Consider the following 18,256-nt stretch of genomic DNA (forward strand, 5'->3'; position numbering starts at 1 on the left):
GTTCGCCCCGGGGCGCTACGTCACAGCCAGGGACTTGCGCACGTGTTTGCGGCCCTGGTGGATCCGGGACTTGACGGTGCCCAGGGCGAGGTTGAGCTCGGAGGCGATCTCGTTGTAGTCCATCTGGCACAGGTCGCGCAGGACCAGGGGGGCGACCAGGTTGGGGCGGTCCTTCTCCAGCTGGTCCAGCGCCTCGAGGAGGTCGATGCGGGAGCCGGCGATGACGCTGGTGGTCCGGGGGTCGCTCTGGTGGGGCATGCGCTCGGCCTCGGTGGGGAACTCGGCGGACCTGCGCTTCATCGACCGGTAGGTCTGGCGGGCGGAGTTGGAGACCACCGTGTACAGCCAGGTGGTGAAGAGCGAGTCGCCCTTGAAGCTGTCGATCTTGCGGGCCACGCGGAGCAGCGCGTCCTGGCAGGCCTCCTCCGCGTCCTGGCGGTAGGGGAGGAAGCGCGCGCACCGGCGGAGCACCTCGGGCTGGATGCGCCGGAGGAGGTCGTCCAGGGCCGCGGCGTCGCCGTGCTTGGCCCGTCGCGCGAGGTCCTCCAGCTCCTCGTCGACGTTGCTCGCCACCCGCCGCCGGGGCGCCGGGCTCTCCTCGTTCTCCGTGTGGTCACTACTGCGCATGGCTGGTCTCTCCCTGACTGACGGCGGACGTCCGGCCGTCCTGTTCGGACGCGTGTGCGCCCATCGGTTACGAGGGTCACACGTCAACGGGACGTCCACGGATCCCCTTCGGCTCCGTCCTCGCGAAGCTTCGCATCTCGCCGCGACCATTCGCATGGCGCACAGAACCCGTCGGGGGGGCTCCCCCCAGTTTCCACGCCACGGGGGTCTCGGCGCTACCCGGAGAGGGGATCATATCCGCGGGAGACAACATGAAGGCGTAGATGGTGTATTAGTGGGCAACGAACGCGTATCCACCCCCTAGACACCGAGGCGGAAATGAGCCAACCGGAGGCCTTCGGACGGTACCGCGTCATCCGGCGCCTGGGTTCCGGCTCCTTCGCCACGGTCTGGCTGGCGCAGGACGATCTGCTCAACTACCCGGTGGCCATCAAGGTACTCGCCGAGAACTGGGCGCACCAGATGGACATCCAGCACCGGTTCCTGGAGGAGGCGCGCATCCTGCGCCAGACCGACTCCACGTGGCTGGTGGCGGTGCACGACGTCGACGTGCTGCCCGACGGGCGCCCCTACATGGTGATGACGTACGCCGACCAGGGAAGCGTGACCGACCTCATCCGCCGGGGCCAGCTACCCCTGGACGAGGCCCTGCGGCTGCTGACGGAGATCGGCCAGGGCATCACCGTGCTGCACAACCACGGCACGATCCACCGCGACATCAAGCCGTCCAACGTCCTGCTCCAGTCCTCCCCCGTGGGGCAGCGGGTCCTGGTCGCGGACCTGGGGTTCGCGAAGGCCATCGACGAGGCCTCGGGGTTCACTGCGGCGGCGGGCACCCCCGGCTACATGTCGCCCGAGCAGAGCATCCCCGGCGGCGACCTGGACGTCCGGTCCGACGTGTACTCGCTGGGCGCGGTCGCCTACGAGCTGATCACCGGGCGCCCGCCCTCCCGCCCGCCCGTCAAGGTCCCGCCTGGCCGGATCCGGCCAGGCCTGCCCCGCGCCCTCGACGAGCTCATCCTCTCCGCGCTCTCGGTGGACCGGGAGAGCAGGCCGGCGGACGCCAAGACCTTCACCGACCGCGTCAGGGCGATCCGTACGGAGCCCGACCTGCCCAAGGCGGACCCGTGGTGGCAGCGCTACCAGATGCCCTGGCGGCGCACGGTCACGCTGGTGGCCTCCCTGCTGCTGGTCGCGGCGGGCGTGACCGCGTCCACCGGCGCCCCGGGCATGGCGCTGACCACGGTGAGGGACGCCAGCCAGAACATCCTCGTGAACGTGCCCTCGGTGTGGGCGCGCGAGTTCCACACCGACCTCGCCGCCGGTCCGGCCGCGGCCGAGGCCGGCGCGGGACCGGGGCTGCTGGTGGCGACCGACGCGGACGACTGGCACTCCACCGAGGTGCCGTCCTACGGGGTGTACGCGACGGTGATGCCCGGCTCCCGCACGCTCAGCGGCGTCGCCGGGACCGACCCGTGCGGGGGTTCCCCGGAGGAGCGCGAGCTGCACACCCCCACCTGGGAGGGCACCGTGTGGGACTGGCCCGAGTGCAACGGCGGCGGCGCGTTCACCAGCGCCGCCGTGCACCAGCCGGGCGTGCCCACGACCGTGTACATGGAGATCCGGCAGCCCGCCTACCGCCCGGACGTGGTGAACGACATCATCGGCGGCACCCGGCTGGTCTGACCGGGGGCGCGTGCCCGCGCCCCCGGCGGTCAGGGCGTCCGGGAGAGCAGCTGGGCCCGGAGCTCCTCGGGCGAGGTGACCGGGAGCTTGCAGACGAACCCCTCGCACACGTAGGCGGTGGGAGCTCCCCCGAGCCGCACCCGGTCGCGCAGGAGCGGCACGCCGCCGTCGTCGAGGCCGTCGCCCCGGGACAGCGCCGTACCGAGGGGCGCCCAGGTCAGGGCGGTGCGCACCAGCTCCTCCGTCCGGGGGTCGCCGGGGTCGCCGACCACCGCGACGGCGCGCGGCCCCGACAGGGCGGCCTCACCCGCGGCCAGGCCCCACCCGGCGAACCGCGCCGCCTTCTCGGCCAGCAGCGCCACCGGCGCCAGGGCGCCCTCGGCCGCCGTCCTGTGTCGCTGCGAACCGGTCAGCGCGGCGTGGGTCACGAGCGCGGACGCGGCGGCGGAGCGCCCCGAGGGGGTCGCGTTGTCGGTGGGGTCCTGCGGGCGGCTGAAGAGCTTCTCCGCGTCGTCCGCGGTGTCGAAGAACCCGCCCCCGCCGTCGCCGAAGTGCTCCAGGACGGCGTCCAGGAGCCGCCCGGCCCCGTGCGCGTAGCGCGGATCGCCGGTCACCCCGTGCAGGGCCAGCAGACCCTCCGCCACGTCGGCGTAGTCCTCCAGGACCCCGGCGCTGCCACCCGCCCTTCCGTCCCGGGACGTGCGCACCAGGCGGCCGTCCCGCAGGTGGACGGTGAGCAGCAGTTCAGCCGCGTCGCGGGCGGCCTCCACCAGGTCGGGGCGCTCCAGCAGCGCCCCCGCCTCCGCCAGTCCGGCGATCGCCAGCCCGTTCCAGGCGGCCACCACCTTGTCGTCACGGGCGGGCGCGACCCGCTCCGCCCGGGCGGCCAGCAGGGCCTCGCGGACCCGCTGGAAGCGCCAGGTGTCGGCGGGAGGGACCGGCAGCCGGAGCACGGAGGCGCCCCGCTCGAAGGTGCCCTCCTCCGTCACCCGGAACACCTCGGCGGCGAAGGCGGCGTCGTCCGCGTCCAGGACCTCGCGCAGCTGGGCGGGGGTCCACACGTAGTAGGTGCCCTCCTCGCCCTCGCTGTCGGCGTCCAGCGCCGAGGCGAACCCTCCCTCGGGGGTGCGCAGGTCGCGCAGCATCCAGTCGGCGGTCTCCTCCGCCACCCGCAGCAGCAGGGCGCGGGTGGCGGCCTCCACGGTTCCGGCGCCCTCGCGGACGGGGCGGCGGCCCATGCGGAGGTAGGCGCGCAGCAGCAGCGCGTTGTCGTACAGCATCTTCTCGAAGTGGGGCACCACCCACGCACGGTCCACGGAGTAGCGGGCGAACCCGCCTCCGAGCTGGTCGTACAGGCCGCCCCGGGCCATGGCCAGGGCGGTGCCGGTGGCCATCAGCCGCGCGGGGGTGGCCTCGCCCGGGGACCCGTCGCCTCCGCCGGAGGCCCCCTCCGCGGGGAAGGGCCGGGTGCGCTCGTCCTGCGCCGTGAGGAAGGACAGCAGCATCGACGGCGGGAACTTGGGCGCGTCGCCGAAGCCGCCCTCGGCGCTGTCGTAGTCGCGCACCAGGGCGTGGACGGCCAGGTCCAGCTGGTCGGCGGAGGGCGGCGGCGCGGAGGGCAGGGTGCGGGGGGCGCCGAGCGCGTCCACGACCCGCTTGCCCTGGTCGAGGAGTTCGGGGCGCTTGTCGCGCCAGGCGGTCGCCACGCCCTCCAGCAGCCGCTGGAAGTGGTCGCGCGGGAAGTAGGTCCCGCAGTAGAACGGGGCGCCCTCGGGTGTGGCGAACACGGTCATGGGCCACCCGCCCTGGCCGGTCATGGCCTGGGTGGCCTCCATGTAGACGGCGTCGACGTCCGGGCGCTCCTCGCGGTCCACCTTGACGTTGACGAAGTGGGCGTTCATGCGCGCGGCGGTCGCCTCGTCCTCGAAGGACTCGTGGGCCATCACGTGGCACCAGTGGCAGGCCGCGTAGCCGACGGAGACGAGCACGGGAACGTCGCGCCGGCGCGCCTCCGCGAAGGCCTCCTCACCCCAGGGCCACCACTCCACGGGGTTATCGGCGTGCTGCAACAGGTACGGGCTGGTCGCTTCGCTCAAGCGGTTGGACATGCCCCCACTGTGCCACCCGCGGCCCGGGCCCGCCCGGTTCGCCCCGGAGCGGGAGCCCACCTCCCGGAAACCGCCCCGGGGCCCCGCGGGACCGGCCGCCGGGCTCCCGGGGCGTCAGGCCCTGGGCTCCCCGGTGCCGTCGGGGGCGGCGGAGGCGGCCACCCCGGCCGCCCCGTCGCCGGAGGCCCGGGCGGCGCCGCCGGCCTCCGGCGACCCGTCGCCCTCCTTGGGCAGGGCGCGGAGCTTGCCCGTCAGGCTCCTCATGAGGAAGTACAGCACGACGCCGATCGCGAAGATGACGAGGAAGCCCATGACCCCGGGTGTCACGGTGTCCTTGTCCAGCGAGAAGTCGTTGGCCGCCACCGCCGCGGAGGTGAGAAGGGTATTCATGCCGCTCATACTCTCACTGCTTCTCGGACACCCGCGAAGAGGTCCTTCTCAGGGACCTCGGTGTCCACCAGCGAGCGCACCAGGTGGTAGTCCTCGGTCGGCCAGGCCTCGGCCAGGACCTCGTTGGGGACGGCGAACCAGAAGCCGTTCGGGTCCACCTGGGTCTCGTGCGCCTTGAGCGCCTCGTTCGCGACGTCGAACTGCTCGCTGCAGTGCACCCGGGTGGTGATCTCCCACCGGGGGTACTCGCGCTCGTTGATCCGCTTCATCCAGTCCTCGAAGGGGTTCTCGATGCCGCGCTCGGCCAGGACGGTCGCCAGTGCCTCGAACCGCTCCGGCGGGAACGAGACGAAGTAGTACAGCTTCAGCGGCTGCCAGGGGTCCCCGGCCTCCGGGTAGGCGTCGGGGTCGCCCGCGGCGTCGAAGGCGTGCATCGACACCTTGTGGGTCATGATGTGGTCGGGGTGCGGGTAGCCGCCGTTCTCGTCGTAGGTGAGGATCACGTGCGGGCGGAACCGGCGGATGGACTCCACCAGGGGCGCGGAGGCCTCCTCCACCGGCAGGGTCGCGAAGCACCCCTCCGGCAGCGGCGGCAGCGGGTCGCCCTCGGGCAGGCCGGAGTCGACGAACCCGGCGAACTCCTGCTGGATGCCGAGGATCTCGCGGGCCCGGTTCATCTCCTCGCGGCGGACCGCCGCGATGTTCTCGCGGATCTCGGGACGCTCCATGGCGGGGTTGAGGATGTCGCCTCGTTCGCCACCGGTCATGGTGACGACGAGCACGTCGACGCCCTCGTCCACGTAGCGCGCCATCGTGGCCGCGCCCTTGCTGGACTCGTCATCGGGGTGGGCATGGACGGCCATAAGCCGCAGGCGCTCGGACAACGAAGGGTTCTCCTTGACTCGGTGAACACGGGCACGTGGCGTGGCTGTCCGGCCTCCCCGGGGCACGGCTTCGACGACTCACGCACGGGCCGCGTAGGGGGGCTGTCAGGTCGGGGATATCTTAGACAACACCGTCCCCTTGTTCGGAGATTCCCGATGCAGCCCACCCCGGAAGAAGACGCCGTGAACAGTGCCGACACCCCGGCCGACACGGCCGAACCCGTCGCGCCCGCGCTACGCAGGCACCACGGCAACGGCCCCGTCTTCTTCGTCATCGCGACCGTGTTCGCGGTCCTGTGCGCGGTCGGCTGGGGCTACTCCGTGATGAGCTACAGGGGCCTCGGGGGCGGCGTGTACCACCAGGTGGTCTCCTACTCCCTGGAGTCCCCGGACGAGGTCACGGTCAACTACGAGGTGAACAGCCGGGACGGGGCCGAGTGCCTGATCGTGGCACTGGACGAGCAGCACGTCGAGGTGGGGCAGAAGCGCTCCGAGGCGGAGGCGGGGAACCGGATGGTCACCGCGACCGTTGAGACGGTTCGTCAGGCTTCCGCGGTACAAGTGGCCTCGTGCAGGGAACAAGGTTCGCAGGACTGATCGACCGATCCCTCCCCGCACTGGTCCCCGGTGCCGCCGCCACGCCTGCGAGATCCCTTGTGCCACCACACACGGTGATATTCTCGTAAGTTCAGCTTCGGCCGCCTGGTGGCCCTTGCTACTAGTACACAAGGAGTTCCAGTGACCCAGACCCGCGATGACAACGTCACCTGGCTCACCCAGGAGGCGTATGACCGGCTCAAGTCTGAGCTGGACACCCTGTCGGGCCGTGGGCGGATCGAGATCGCGGAGAAGATCGAGGCCGCCCGCGAGGAGGGCGACCTCAAGGAGAACGGCGGCTACCACGCCGCCAAGGAGGAGCAGGGCAAGATGGAGGCCCGCATCCTCCAGCTCACCGGGATCCTGCGCACCGCACGCGTCGGTGAGGCCCCGCGCACCGAGGGCGTGGTCGGCCCCGGCATGACCGTCACCGTCAAGTTCGACGGGGACGAGGAGGAGGTCACCTTCCTGCTCGCCTCCCGCGAGGAGAGCGGATCTCCGATCGACGTGTACTCCCCGAAGTCCCCTCTCGGCTCCGCCATCAACGGCAAGCGCATCGGTGAGAGCGTGAGCTACACGCTCCCGAACGGCAAGAGCCTGGGGGTCGAGGTCATCGACGCAGTCCCCTACAGCGGCATGTGAGGCACGGGCGGAACAGGTTGGGGGGCGGCCGGCGGCCGCCCCCCGCCGCGTTCGGGGGGTCCCGCGCCGGCCGCGCGGACCGGTGCGGTCGGAGGTTCCGGGGCGCCGCGACGCATCCGTCCGGGCTCCCGAAGCGTCGTAGTCTCTGAGTACCGGGAAGCCCGGCGGGTCCGGCCCGCGGCCTCCTGCGCCCCTCCCCGACCGACGAACAGAGGAACCGACCCCGCGATGCCCACCCCCCACTGGAACCCCCAGGAACCCCGGCCCGGTTCGTACGTCCCGACCAGCGGCTGGGGACCGGCGTCCGCACCCCCGGGCGCCGGCTGGGCAGGACCGGGGGCGGAGGTGTCCCCAGCCGTCCCCGCCCGCCCGGCGCGGACGGTCGGCCTGGGGCGCCGCCTGGCCGCCCGCGCCATCGACTACGCGCTGGTGGTGGTCGCCGCCTGGGCGTTCTTCGTCTTCATGGCCCTGGTGACGACGGCGGTCACCCTGGGCGCCGACACCACCGACGCCCAGGGTGAGCTGTGGGCCCTGCTGTTCTTCTTCGGCTGGGGCCTGCTCCTGTTCTTCTACGACTGGCTGTACCTGGTCGCCTGGGGGCGCACGATCGGCAAGATGGCGGTCGGCATCAAGGTGGTCAGCGCCGCGGACGGGGGGAGGCTCACCCAGGGCCAGGCCCTGGGCCGCGCGGCGTTCTTCGGCCTGCCCCAGACCCTGCCGGTGGTGGGGAACCTGCTCTCCCTGGCGGAGGCGCTGCCCATCCACTTCGATTCCCGGTCCCGCGCCCTGCACGACAGGGCGGCCGGGACGGTCGTCGTCCGCGTCTGAGCCGGGACGGCCCGGGTCGCGGGCCGCGGCTCCCGGCGGAGGCCCCGGGACGCCGGGGCCTCCGCGCCGGGGCTACCGGCGGGCGCAGTCGGGGGCGTCCGCGCCGCCGTCGGCGAACGCCGCGGGGACGTAGTTGCCGGGGCCGATCCGGTACCAGGCGCTGCTGGTCCCGAACGGGCCCGTCGCCTCGTCCCCGACCACCTGGCAGGCGACATCGACGTTGGCCTTGTGCGCCGCGAGCCCCACGGGGTCGTGTTCCAGGCCGGGGCCGCCGCGCACGACCACCGGGTCGCTCTGGGTCACCGTGGTGATCTCCGCGCGCTGCCGGTAGTCGGCGGTCCACAGGTAGTCGACGTCCACCCAGGCGTTGGTGGGGAGCTGGAGCCCCTCCCGGAAGGCGCCGTCGGCCAGGTCGATCCCGGCGGGGTTGCGGACCTTGCGCCCGAACCCGTCCAGCCCCCCGTTGTACCCGTCCGTGTACGCCGCCTCCGCCTGGGGCCGCCCCCGCTCCAGGTCGTTCCAGGACTCGCGGTCCTCGTTCCAGTGGTCGTCCCCGGTGTTCCAGGGGCCCACGTCCCAGACGGGGAGGTAGGCGCAGCGCGGCTCGTGCCCGGGGGTGGCGTTCTTGTCCCCGGGATCCAGCGCCCCCGTGGTGCACACCCGCACCGTGTACTCGCCGCCGCCCCGTGTGGCCAGGCCGCGGCGGGAGGGCAGGGCCACGAAGTGGTCGTCCTTCCGGACCGTGTGGCCGTTGGCGGTGGTCCCGCCCACCAGGCCGATGCGCGTCGCGAAGAGCCGCGCCGAGAACGGTTCGGCCGGCCGGGCTCCGTGGGCGCCGCCGTCCCGCTCCCCGCCGCCCGGTCGGCCCGCGCTGCTCGCGAGCGGGCGCACCCGCAGGCCGGTGAGGGCCGTGTCACCGCCCTCGACCTCCACCCGCAGCTGCACCTGGGTGACGTCCTCGGGCAGCGTCACCCGGCCGCCGCTCCCCGGTGCGGGGTACCACTCGGTCCACATCCCGTCCGGGCGGACCCCCCGCACCTCGGCCAGGAGGTGCTCGACGTCGCCGTCCGCCCGCACCCGCACGTCGACGGAGTCGGTGGGTCCGTCCAGGGCCTGCTCCGGGAAGGTCGCCAGGCCCGTGCGGCCGCGCTGCTCCTCCCTGCGCAGCGAGGCCCCGCCGCCGTCCGCCTCACCGACGTTCGTCCGCAGGGCGCCCGACTCCAGCACCAGGCCGACCCGGTCCGCGGAGTCCAGGTCCTGTCGCAGCCAGCCGCCCTCCGCGAAGGCGGGCGCCGGCGCCGCGAGGGGCACGAGGAGCGCCGCGGCCCCCAGGGCCGCCAGCGTCCGGGCGGTGGTGCGCTCGCACCGTCTGTCCGACATCTGTACCTTCCCTCACCAAACACCGAGAGTAATCAAATCAGTAACTCTCAGTAAGCGCCCTGGTGTGCGCACACTCAAGGAGCTTGTGGCGGGTGTTGGTGTTACGGCAGTAAAAGTCCGGCTCGCAGTCCGGGGGCGGCCGTGGGCCGACCAGTGCGCTGCCGGTGTGACGCGGGGGGCCGCCCCGGCCGGTCCCGGCGCCCCGGTCCGCCACGGACACGGGGTCACGGCGGAGGAGCGGGGCGGCGAACCCCCGCGGCCGCCGCGCCAGGGAGTGTTCTTCGGAGGCTTTCGGGTCGGCGAGCGGCCGTCCGGGCCGTCTCTCGCAAGCCGATGTGCGACGTTCGGCCCGGTCGTGCCTCACGAGCGCAGAGGCGCGGCGAGAGGCGGCCCGGTGGACGCGAGCCCGGAAGAACCCACAAAAAAACGACCTAGGCGAAGGCGAGCAGGCAGGCGGTGAACCCGTGCACGTGGTTGACGCCGCCGACCGGCCCGATCTCCCCCGCGGCGAAGAAGCCGGCGACGGCCTCGACGCCCAGCACGCGGTGCACGGCGAGGACGTCGTGGTCGGCGTGGGGGAAGAGCGCGGCCCCGCGGCCGTTGCAGGAGAAGAGCAGTCCGGCGCCGACGGCGTGCTCCGCCCCGAAGTCGGCGAGCCGCCGGGCGAGGTCCTCGTCCGCGGTGCCCGCGTCGCGGACCTGGAAGCGGACGGTCTGGCCGACGTCCACCATGTCGCCGACGGTGAGCCCGCCGAGCTCGGGGTCGGCCCCGACCACGCTGCGGATCAGGAAGTCGCCCTGCCCGTGGTGGTCGGCGTACTCGTCCATGGCGATACCGAGGTGGAGACCGTGTCCGGCGAGTTCGCGGTCCTCGTCCGAGAGCTCCTCGACGAGCTCCTCGAGCTTGTCGTAGGCGTTGACCCCCGCGAGTTCGAGGATGAGGTTGCCCTCGGACTTGGTGACGGTCATCGCCGGGCCGACCGGGCGGCAGCCCTGGCTGACGACGGTGCCGAGGACGTTGGCGCCGCCGAGCAGGATGCCGATGGCCCCGTGCTCCGCGACGTCGCCCTCGCAGAACAGGCGGACGGACTCCTCCCCGCGCATGCCGTCGGCCATGCCCCCGACGAGGGGAAGGCCGTTGAGCGCGACCGTGGACTCGCGCACGAACGCCTGGGTGGGGAACTCGTAGGGGTTGGTCAGCAGGATGGCGGCCCGGTCGTCGGGGCCGGGCTCGCGCATGCCGACGACCGCGAGGTGGTCGCCCTCGATCACGGTGTCCAGGCGGAACGGGGTGATCTCCACCCCGGGCAGACCGGCGCACCACACGCTCACCGAGCCCTGCCCCTCGACGCCGCGTCCGCCGCCGATGACCCCGGTGGAACTGCACCCGAGGGTGGTCGCGTCCCCCGCCAGCGCCATGACGCGCTTGCCCGCGAGGGTGACCTCCTCGGGGTCGGCTCCGCAGACGAAGAAGCACACCAGGTCGGCCGCCCCGTCGACCTGCTCCAGAGCGCCCAGGACGGCGCGCTCGGCCGCGTTCACGAGGTCGGCCCCCGTCGTCAGTGCATTGCCGAACCGTGCCACCAGCCGCCACCTCCGGTTTCACCGGCCGCCCGGGCCGTTCGCAGGACTCCACCGTCACGTCCCATTCTTCCATCCCGGCGGCCACCGGGGGATCTTCCGGTGAACAGGACCGGGCACCGGCCCTGGTGGCCGGGCTGCCGAACGGGGACGCTCTGATCGGGGTCCCTTTCCCCACCCGGGCCGCGGAAACCCCGGGCGGGGAATACTCCCGTCGCCCCGCCCCGGTTGCGGATAGGTTCGGAGGGTGAGCGCACCCCCCGAACTCCCCCGGACCCGCGCGGCGCTGCGCGAGTACGGCCACGTCCACCGTTCCGTCTCCGCCGAGGTGCGGGAGAACCTGCTCCGTCTGATGGGCTCCGGCGGACCGCGCTTCCCCGGGGTGCTCGGCTTCGACTCGACGGTGCTCCCTCAGGTGGAACGCGCCCTGCTGGCCGGGCACGACCTCGTGCTGCTCGGTGAGCGGGGGCAGGGCAAGACCCGGCTGATCCGCTCCCTGGTGGGGCTGCTGGACGAGTGGTCCCCGGCGGTCGCCGGGTGCCAGGTGAACGACCACCCCTACGCGCCGGTGTGCCCGGTGTGCGTGCGGCGCTCGGCGGAGGAGGGGGACCGCCTGCCCGTGGTGTGGCGGCACCGGCGGGAGCGGTACGGGGAGAAGCTCGGCACCCCCGACACGGGCGTGGGCGAGCTCGTGGGCGACGTGGACCCGGCCCGGCTGGCCGAGGGGCGCTCCCTGGGCGACCCGGAGACCGTCCACTACGGTCTCGTGCCGCGCGCGAACCGCGGCGTGTTCTGCGTGAACGAGCTCCCCGACCTGCCCGCCCGCGCGCAGGTGGCCCTGTTCAACGTGCTGGAGGAACGCGACCTCCAGGTGCGGGGCTACAGCCTGCGGCTCCCCCTGGACCTCCTGGTGGTCGCGAGTGCCAACCCCGAGGACTACACGAGCCGGGGCCGGATCGTCACCCCGCTCAAGGACCGCTTCGGCGCGCAGGTGCGGACCCACTACCCGCTCACGCTGGAGGACGAGCTGGCGCTGGTGCGCCAGGAGGCGGTGCTGCCGGAGGGCACGGCGGTGCCCGCCCACGTGTGGGAGACCGCGGCGCGGTTCACCCGGCTGGTGCGCGCCTCCAAGCGGGTGGACGCCAGGTCGGGGGTGTCCGTGCGCTTCGCCGTCGCGGCGGCCGAGACGGCGGCGGCGTCGGCGCTGCGCCGGTCCGCCCTGACGGGCGGGGAGGCCCCGGTGGCGCGCGTGTGCGACCTGGCGGCGGCGGTGGAGCCGCTGCTGGGCAAGGTCGAGTTCGAGCTGGGGACCGAGGGCCGGGAGCCGGAGGTCCTGCACGCGCTGCTGAGACGGGCGACGGCGGAGGCGTTCCGGGAGCGGCTGGGCGGGACGGACCTGTCCGCGCTCGTCGAGCGGTTCACCGGCGGCGCCACCGTGGAGTCCGGCGACCTGGTGGGCGCCGCCGAGCTGCTGCGCCGGATCGGCGCCGTGCCGGGGCTGGCGGCGATGATCGCCGGCGCCGCACCGGAGTCCGAGGACGGCCCGCCCACGCCCGGCCTGGCCGCCGCGGTGGTGGAGTTCGCGCTGGAGGGCCTGTACCTGGAGCGCCGCCTGTCCAAGGACGTGCTGCCCGGCGGCGGGGTCTACCGGTTCTAGGCCGTGCTCCGCGGGTCGTTCCGGGCCCGCGTCCGCCGGGATCGGCGCCGCCGGAGCGCGCACCGGGCGTAGGGTCGTGGCCGACGCGCCCGGCGGGGGGCCGGGAGGATCGGGGGGCGGCGCGGATGAGGTTCCGGTACCGGGAGTACGACGGCGGACCCGATCCCCTGGACGGGCCGGAGGGGGAGCCCCGGTCGCCGGAGGGGGCCGCCGCCCCGCGGGAGCGGCCGGTCGGCGGCGCCGACCCCGCCGCAGGGTCGGAGCCTTCGGAGTTCCCGGCCCTGGAGGGGGTGCGGCTCAGCTACGGGGAGGGCGAGCCCGCGGCCCCGGACGGACCGGCCGTCGGCGCGGTCGGCGGGTGGGAGGACGGCTCCTCCCGTCCGCGGGTCCCCGGGGATCCGGCCGCACCGGGAGGCGGCGCCGCAAGGGACCGGTCCCGGCCGGAGCCGCCGGACTGGGGACCGCGCGAGATCCGCCGGCTGGGCGAACTCGCCCTGCGCGACATCGAGGCGGCGGGGCGCCGGCGCGGCGTCCGCGGCGGCGGCCTCCGGGGCGGCGCCGGTCCGGGCGGCGAGGCGACCGGCGGCCACCTGCCCCGCGACGAGGCCGGGGACCTGGCGCTGGACGCGGTCGCCACGGTGCGCGAGGCGGTCCTGCGCCGGGCGCGGCCCGGGGAGCGCTCCGAGGTCCTGCGCCCGCAGGACGTGCGGGTGGTGGAGACCGAACCGGCGGAGGCCGCCGCCGTGGCCCTGCTGGTGGACCTGTCGCACTCGATGACGACCCGCGCGCTGCACGGGGCCGCCACCGGGGCGGCCCTGGCCCTGGACGCGCTGGTCCGGGTCCGCCGCCCCCGGGACAGGCTGCGGCTGGTCGGGTTCGGGGACAGGGCCCGGGAGATGACCCCGGCGGAGCTGGCGGCCCACGACTGGAGCCGCGTCCCGGGCACGAACCTGCACCACGCGCTGCGGCTGGCGCGCGGCCACCTGCGGCGCCACCGCGACCTGCGCCCGCAGGTGATGGTGGTGACCGACGGGGAGCCGACCGCCCACCTGGGCGAGGACGGCGGCGCCCGGTTCTCCTGGCCGCCGGATCCCCGCACCGGGGAGCTGACGCTGGCCGAGCTGGACGCCGCGCTGCGGGAGGGGGCGGAGGTGGCGTTCTTCGTCCTGGCGGACGATCCGCGGCTGCGCGCGTTCCTGGAGCGCGTGGAGCGGCGCCGGGGCGTCCGGGTGGTGCGCGCCGACGCCGGGGGGCTGGGCCCCCTCGTGGTCGACCGCTACCTGGGGCGCCGGGGCTGATCCGGTGTCCGAGGGCGCACGGACCGGGGGCGCACGGACCGGCGGCGCCGGGCAGGGGTGCGGCTCCCCGGCCGGCCCGGGGCGCGCAGGGCAGGTCGTGCGGAGGGCAGGTCGTGCCGTCCCCGCCGTCCCGCGTGCGGCGGCCCCGTTCGCGGGGTCCGCGCCGCTCGGTCCCGCCGTGCCGGGCCGCGGCCGCGCGGGTCAGCGCTCGAAGATGTTGACGTCCGAGGCCATCAGCAGGAGTTCCTCGGGCGCCCGGCCCCCGGAGTAGAGGAGCTGGTGCCGGTTGGCGGGCATGACCGTCTCGGTGAACCTCAGAGGGGTCTCCCCGTCGTAGGCGACGCGTTCCTGGACGAGCAGGGGGATCCCCGGTCCCAGGCCGAAGGACTCGGCCTCGTCCTGGGAGGGCATCCGGGCACCGACGATGTCCCAGTTCCAGTCCTCCCGGTAGCCGAGCTCCTGGAGCACCGCTGCCACCCCCTGCTCCAGCCGGTCGGGTGACATGAGGGGGGTGTTGTTCGCGATGCTGAAGGGGAAGTGGGTCACCTGGGACTGCCACAGGCTGCCCTCGACGAACCGGTCGGAGGCCCGGATGACGACCAGCCCCCCGTGGGGGCCGTCCTCCGCGTCGCCGCGGCGGAGCCGCCTGGCCACCTTGGGCCGCATGGTGTCGAGGCTGACCTTGATCTTCTCGTCGATCTGGTCGTATCCGGCCTCGCGCAGGTGCGGCTGGTAGCCGGCGTCGAAGCGTTCGGAGTCGCTGCCGCCCGTGATGGGGGTGGCGAGGTGGACGATGGGCCGGTGGTCGGCGACGAAGGCCCCGCGTCCCGCCTGGATGGCGATGCGGCCCTCGTCCTGGAGGATGCGCATGCCCAGGCGCGCGGTGGCGCGGGAGACGTCGAGCTGCTCGGCGAGCTCCTCCTCCCCCGGCAGCCGTTCTCCCGGTTTGTAGTCGCCCCTGGTCAGCGCCGCCCGCAGGTGGTCCGCGACCTCGGTCTTCCTCGACGTGCTCATGCGTGTGCTCAGTCCCGGCGGTAGGCGTTCATGTTGCCGTGTTCGTACTGGTAGCGGATGCTGTGCCCCGCGTAGACCGTCTCGACCACGCGGATCGGCCTCTCCTCCGAGAGGTCGGTCCGGTGGACCTCCAGCACCGGCACCCCGGGCGGGAGTTCGAGCTGCCCGGCCTCGTGGGGGCTGGGCATGCGGGTCGTGAGCTCGTCCACGAAGCCGACCTGGCGGTGGCCGTGGTCGGCGAGCACGGCGAGGGCGCTCTCCACGTCCTCGGGCAGCATGAGCGGGGTGCCGTTGACGAGGTCCATGGGGTAGTGGGCGGAACTGACGGAGCCCGAGATCTCACCGGAGAACCGGTACATCCGGCGGACGACCGTCATGTCGCCCTCGGGCACGCGCAGGCGGCTCGCGATGTCGGGGGTGGCGCTGAGGAGCTGGAGCTCCTCCAGCATCTGGCCCGTCATGCCGGACTCGTTGAGTCCGGCGGACCCGCCCCTGGAGCGGTTGGCGTAGAAGGTCTCGGGGACGACGTCCTGGACGAAGTGCCCCCTGCCGGGCCGGCTGACGATCAGGCCCTGGTTGCGCAGCATGCCCAGGGCCAGCCTGATCGTGTTGCGGGAGGCGTCGAAGCGCTCCTCGAGCTGCTTCTCCGAGGGCAGCTGCCCGCCGAGCGGCAGACTTCTCTCCTGGATCTCGCGCCTCAGAGTCCGCGCGATCTGTCGGTATCTGCTTTCTGCCCGCATAAGTCAGCCCTCGCTGGGGTACTAGACCAACAACCTAGCTTGTACCAACAAGGTGATCGGTACACCATCCGAACAGGTCCATCCGGTTCTGCTGAACCTATCGTAGGTGAAGGCCACCCCCAGTACACGGTGTCGCCGCCGATGAGACACCCGAAAGAGCAGCGCACGGCGGACCGCAACCCGCCGGGCCGCACACCCGAGCACCACCGACAACGGATACAGCACTCGTGAGACACCACCTCGCGCCCCCTCACCCCGCACGGGGGCGTACGAAGCACTAGAGACTTCCCCTGAGGAGACCAGCATGATCCCGATCGCCGTCACACTCGTCGGAGTCGTCCTTCTGGGCCTGGCCGTGGGCTTCCTGCTCGCCGTCTCCATCGGCATCCGCCGCCGGGACAGCCGGGGCGCCTACCGCTCCCTGCGGGGCGACGACCCCATCGCCCTCTCCCGCACCGGCAGCCTCGTCGTCGGACTCCGCTTCACCAACGAGAAGCCCGACGGGACCGCCCCTCCCCAGGATCGCGCCTCCACCCCGGCCTGAACCGGGAGGCCGGGACCGGCCGCAGGGCGCCCGCCGAACGGCGCGGGAGCACACCGGCCGACAGCCCTTCGGGGCACTGCGGCGGCGGGCCCGCAGGAGAGCCCGCCGCAGAGGAGCCACGGCGCCGGAGACGCGGCCCCGGAGACGCGCCGTGACGGGCCCGGCGGCGACGCCGGAGGGCCCGCACGGCGGATGACTCCCTACTCCCCCAGGGCCTGGAGCAGGTCCGCCACCAGGTCGGCGCCGGACTCGATGCCCACGGAGATCCGCACCAGGTCGGCCGGGACCTCCAGCGGGGAACCGGCGGTGGACGCGTGCGTCATCCGCCCGGGGTGCTCGATCAGGGACTCCACCCCGCCCAGGGACTCGCCCAGCGTGAAGACCTCGGTCCGCTCGCACAGCTCCAGCGCGGCCTTCTCCCCGTCGCGCAGGGCGAAGGAGACCATCCCGCCGAAGGCCCGCATCTGCCGCTCGGCCACCTTGTGCCCGGGGTGGGCGTCCAGCCCGGGGTAGTAGACCCTGCGGACCGCCGGGTGGCCCTCCAGCACCGCCACGACCTGCTCCGCGTTGGCGCTGTGCCTGTCCATCCGCACACCCAGGGTCTTGACCCCGCGCAGGGTCAGCCAGGAGTCGAAGGGCCCCGGCACGGCGCCCATGGTGTTCTGGTGGAAGGCCAGCCGCTCGCCCAGCTCGGCGTCGGAGACGACCAGGGCGCCCCCGACCACGTCGGAGTGCCCGCCCAGGTACTTGGTGGTGGAGTGCACGACCACGTCCGCGCCCAGGGTCAGCGGCTGCTGGAGGTAGGGCGAGGCGAAGGTGTTGTCGACGACGTGCAGCGCGCCCGCGTCGTGGGCGATCTGCGCGACCGCCTCGATGTCGGTGATGTTCAGCAGGGGGTTGGTGGGCGTCTCGGTCCAGACGACCCTGGTCTCGGGCCGGATCGCCGCGCGCACCGCCTCGGGGTCGGACTGGTCGACCGCGTCCCACCGCACGCCCCAGCGCTCGACCACCTTGGAGACGAGGCGGAACGTGCCGCCGTAGGCGTCGCCCGGGATGACGATGTGGTCGCCCGGGGACAGGACCGTGCGCAGCAGGGTGTCCTCCGCCGCCATCCCGGAGGCGAACGCGAGGCCGCGCGTACCGGCCTCCAGCGCCGCCAGGCACTCCTCCAGCGCGGCGCGCGTGGGGTTGCCGGTGCGGGAGTACTCGTACCCCTGGCGCAGCCCGCCCACGCCGTCCTGGGCGTAGGTGCTGGTCTGGTAGATCGGCACCACCACGGCGCCGGTCCCGGCGTCCGGTTCCTGCCCCGCGTGGATGGCCAGTGTTTCAAAACTGTCGAACTTCATGGGGCCACAATAGTGCCCGCGGCCTCCCCGGAACCCGTGTTCAGCTGGGACGGAGCGCTCCGGACGGGGCCTTCGCCGGGGTGCTCCGCCCGGCCGGGGTCAGACGGGCGGGAAGCGGGTGGCGGACCCGGGCGTCGGCGGCTCCACCGGGACCTCCGGGGGCAGGCCGGTGACGGGGGTGGGCACCCGGGTGGGGGTCCCGGTCTCGCGCAGCGGGGGCTCCCACCCGAGCTCGGCGTCGTAGGTGCGCACGACCTTGCCGGGGACGCCGGCGATGACGGCGTGGTCGGGGTAGGTGCCGGGGCGGACCACCGTGCCCGCCGCCACGACGGAGTTGCGGCCCAGGTGGACCCCGGGGAGGATGACCGCGTTCGCACCGATCCAGGTGCCGTCGCCGATGCTGACCGGGTCGTCCACGGGCCACTGGAGGCCGACGGGGATCTCGGTGTTGGCGTAGGCGTGGTTCTGGTCGGTGATGTAGACGTAGGGGCCCGTGTACACGTGGTCGCCGATGTCGACGGACTTGTGGGCGACGATGTGGGAGCCGCGGCCGATGGCGCAGCCCGACCCGATCCGCACGACGGAGCCCTCGCCCAGGTCGTAGTCCGGGCCCATCCCCGCGGCGAGGGTCATGTCGCCGCCCAGGACGGTGTGCACGCCGATCTCGATCCAGGGCTCGCCGTAGAGGGTGGCCGTGGGGAAGGCGATCGCGGAGCCCGTCCCGAAGCGCGCGAACTTGCGGGCGGCCGCGGAGCCGGCGCGGATTTCGGCTCTGCTCCGGGCGTAGGACCAGACGGAGCGGATGATCCAGGACAACAGCCGAGACACGCGTGCTCCCATTTATTACCTGCCAGTAATACTGCCGCGAACATTAGCAGTGTCCGAGTATGCGTCGATATGACAGGGACTCACGCACCGGGGCCCCCGGACGCGTC

The 18,256-nt window shown here is 73.6% G+C and carries 17 protein-coding genes; 7 read left to right on the top strand and 10 right to left on the bottom strand.

Annotation, left to right across the window (positions count from 1 at the left end):
• Positions 1–15: 15 nt before the first annotated feature.
• A complete protein-coding gene (locus ACQPYD_RS28255) occupies positions 16–627 on the bottom strand; it encodes an RNA polymerase sigma factor (protein WP_433698450.1) in 612 nt (203 codons plus the stop codon).
• Positions 628–945: 318 nt separating this feature from the next.
• On the opposite strand from ACQPYD_RS28255, the gene ACQPYD_RS28260 reads away from it, so the two are divergent.
• Entirely contained in the window at positions 946–2,313 is a 1,368-nt protein-coding gene (locus ACQPYD_RS28260) for a serine/threonine-protein kinase (protein ID WP_433698451.1), read from the top strand.
• Between the two features lie 29 nt (positions 2,314–2,342).
• On the opposite strand, the gene ACQPYD_RS28265 is transcribed toward ACQPYD_RS28260, so the two are convergent.
• The 3 genes from ACQPYD_RS28265 to mca form a co-directional block, all read right to left on the bottom strand.
• Entirely contained in the window at positions 2,343–4,421 is a 2,079-nt protein-coding gene (locus ACQPYD_RS28265; protein WP_433698453.1) for a thioredoxin domain-containing protein, read from the bottom strand.
• Positions 4,422–4,535: 114 nt separating this feature from the next.
• The gene (locus tag ACQPYD_RS28270; protein WP_433698454.1) at positions 4,536–4,811 is read right to left on the bottom strand and encodes a hypothetical protein; all 276 of its coding nucleotides are present in this window, start codon (positions 4,809–4,811) and stop codon (positions 4,536–4,538) included.
• A 5-nt stretch (positions 4,812–4,816) separates the two neighbouring features.
• The gene (gene mca / locus ACQPYD_RS28275; protein WP_267946556.1) at positions 4,817–5,695 is read right to left on the bottom strand and encodes a mycothiol conjugate amidase Mca; all 879 of its coding nucleotides are present in this window, start codon (positions 5,693–5,695) and stop codon (positions 4,817–4,819) included.
• A 156-nt stretch (positions 5,696–5,851) separates the two neighbouring features.
• On the opposite strand from mca, the gene ACQPYD_RS28280 reads away from it, so the two are divergent.
• From ACQPYD_RS28280 to ACQPYD_RS28290, 3 genes are all read left to right on the top strand, one after another.
• Positions 5,852–6,292: a DUF4307 domain-containing protein gene (locus ACQPYD_RS28280; RefSeq protein ID WP_267946557.1), complete on the top strand. Its 441-nt coding sequence runs from the start codon at positions 5,852–5,854 to the stop codon at positions 6,290–6,292.
• Between the two features lie 141 nt (positions 6,293–6,433).
• Positions 6,434–6,934 (top strand): transcription elongation factor GreA, encoded by a 501-nt coding sequence (greA, locus tag ACQPYD_RS28285; protein WP_378782577.1) that lies wholly within the window; start codon positions 6,434–6,436, stop codon positions 6,932–6,934.
• 228 nt (positions 6,935–7,162) lie between these two features.
• Complete coding sequence (locus ACQPYD_RS28290) at positions 7,163–7,762, top strand: RDD family protein (RefSeq protein WP_433698455.1); 600 nt, start codon at positions 7,163–7,165, stop codon at positions 7,760–7,762.
• A 72-nt stretch (positions 7,763–7,834) separates the two neighbouring features.
• Here ACQPYD_RS28290 and ACQPYD_RS28295 read toward each other — a convergent pair whose 3' ends face one another.
• Together ACQPYD_RS28295 and ACQPYD_RS28300 are read right to left on the bottom strand one after the other, a co-directional pair.
• The gene (locus ACQPYD_RS28295) at positions 7,835–9,142 is read right to left on the bottom strand and encodes a hypothetical protein (RefSeq protein ID WP_433698456.1); all 1,308 of its coding nucleotides are present in this window, start codon (positions 9,140–9,142) and stop codon (positions 7,835–7,837) included.
• Positions 9,143–9,573: 431 nt separating this feature from the next.
• Positions 9,574–10,725 (bottom strand): FIST signal transduction protein, encoded by a 1,152-nt coding sequence (locus ACQPYD_RS28300; protein ID WP_433698457.1) that lies wholly within the window; start codon positions 10,723–10,725, stop codon positions 9,574–9,576.
• Between the two features lie 244 nt (positions 10,726–10,969).
• Here ACQPYD_RS28300 and ACQPYD_RS28305 point away from each other — a divergent pair, with 244 nt between their 5' ends.
• Positions 10,970–12,379 (top strand): sigma 54-interacting transcriptional regulator, encoded by a 1,410-nt coding sequence (locus tag ACQPYD_RS28305; protein WP_433698458.1) that lies wholly within the window; start codon positions 10,970–10,972, stop codon positions 12,377–12,379.
• Between the two features lie 125 nt (positions 12,380–12,504).
• Complete coding sequence (locus ACQPYD_RS28310; RefSeq protein ID WP_433698459.1) at positions 12,505–13,677, top strand: VWA domain-containing protein; 1,173 nt, start codon at positions 12,505–12,507, stop codon at positions 13,675–13,677.
• A gap of 201 nt (positions 13,678–13,878) precedes the next feature.
• Here ACQPYD_RS28310 and ACQPYD_RS28315 read toward each other — a convergent pair whose 3' ends face one another.
• Positions 13,879–14,691, bottom strand: coding sequence for a GntR family transcriptional regulator (locus tag ACQPYD_RS28315; RefSeq protein ID WP_433698460.1), 813 nt, complete (start codon positions 14,689–14,691; stop codon positions 13,879–13,881).
• Positions 14,692–14,699: 8 nt separating this feature from the next.
• Positions 14,700–15,431, bottom strand: a complete 732-nt coding sequence (locus ACQPYD_RS28320) for a GntR family transcriptional regulator (protein WP_433698461.1) — start codon at positions 15,429–15,431, stop codon at positions 14,700–14,702.
• A 304-nt stretch (positions 15,432–15,735) separates the two neighbouring features.
• On the opposite strand from ACQPYD_RS28320, the gene ACQPYD_RS28325 reads away from it, so the two are divergent.
• Positions 15,736–15,975, top strand: a complete 240-nt coding sequence (locus tag ACQPYD_RS28325; RefSeq protein ID WP_344183441.1) for a hypothetical protein — start codon at positions 15,736–15,738, stop codon at positions 15,973–15,975.
• 200 nt (positions 15,976–16,175) lie between these two features.
• On the opposite strand, the gene ACQPYD_RS28330 is transcribed toward ACQPYD_RS28325, so the two are convergent.
• Together ACQPYD_RS28330 and ACQPYD_RS28335 are read right to left on the bottom strand one after the other, a co-directional pair.
• Entirely contained in the window at positions 16,176–17,321 is a 1,146-nt protein-coding gene (locus ACQPYD_RS28330; protein ID WP_433698462.1) for a cystathionine gamma-synthase, read from the bottom strand.
• Positions 17,322–17,420: 99 nt separating this feature from the next.
• Complete coding sequence (locus ACQPYD_RS28335; protein WP_433698463.1) at positions 17,421–18,161, bottom strand: acyltransferase; 741 nt, start codon at positions 18,159–18,161, stop codon at positions 17,421–17,423.
• Positions 18,162–18,256 lie beyond the last annotated feature (95 nt).

Origin of the sequence: Nocardiopsis sp. CA-288880 (genome assembly GCF_050955985.1) — a bacterium.
Classification (GTDB): Bacteria; Actinomycetota; Actinomycetes; order Streptosporangiales; family Streptosporangiaceae; genus Nocardiopsis; species Nocardiopsis tropica.